The sequence below is a fragment of the Frankia gtarii genome (genome assembly GCF_025403375.1).
GTDB classification, from domain to species: Bacteria; Actinomycetota; Actinomycetes; order Frankiales; family Frankiaceae; genus Frankia; species Frankia gtarii.
In genome coordinates this window covers 1-868 of record NZ_JAMPTM010000576.1, presented here as the reverse complement: position 1 = coordinate 868, position 868 = coordinate 1, and the positions used below count along the sequence as shown (strand labels likewise).

The window sequence follows — 868 nt, the reverse complement described above, 5'->3', positions numbered from 1 at the left end:
CTCCCCGCCGGGCGCGGCGGTCCCGAACCCCTTGACGAACACGAACGCCACCAGCGCCACCACCAGGAAAATCAGCACGCTCAACGACGACCCGACCCCCAGATTCAGCGCCGTGAACAGATTGTCGTATCCGAGAATCGACACCGACCGGGTGTCATACGACCCGCCCGTCAACACATAGATGTTGTCGAAGATCCGGAAAGCGTCGAGGACCCGGAACAGCAACGCCACAAGGATCGCCGGTCTCATCAGCGGCAGCGTCACCCACCACAACCGCGCCCACGGCCCCGCCCCGTCCACCCGCGCCGCCCGCAGCAGCTCCTCGTCCACCAGCGCCAACCCCGCCAGCAGCAGCAACGCCATGAACGGCGTCGTCTTCCACACCTCCGCACCGATGATCACCGCGATACCCCACGACTGCGACGTCAACGGCGCCGCATCCCCGAACAACCCGGACAGATACCCCGTCCCCGGCGTCCAGGCGTACTGCCAGCCGAACGCCGCGACCACCGTCACGATCCCGTACGGAATCAGGATCACCGTGCGCACCAGCCCACGACCCACCACCGCCCGGTGCATCACCAGCGCCAACACCAACCCCAGCACAAACTCGACCGCCACCGACACCACCGTGATCACCGCCGTGACCGCCAGCGCCCTCCACCACAACGACGACCCCAGCACCGTGGCGTAGTTCCCCACCCCCACGAACGACGACTGCGCCGGGAACCGCAGGTCATAGCGACGCAGCGACAGGTACACCGCATAGCCGATCGGATAACCCGCCACCGCGACGATCACCACCACCGCCGGCGCGCACAGCAGCCACCCCAACCGCCGCTGCGCCCGCTGCTGCGCCGTGAACCCC

The 868-nt window shown here is 67.7% G+C and carries 1 protein-coding gene; it reads right to left on the bottom strand.

Annotation, left to right across the window (positions count from 1 at the left end; translation table 11 throughout):
- Window positions 1–868: carbohydrate ABC transporter permease (locus NBZ83_RS32375; protein ID WP_261576542.1), on the bottom strand; the 868-nt coding region annotated here is incomplete at both ends.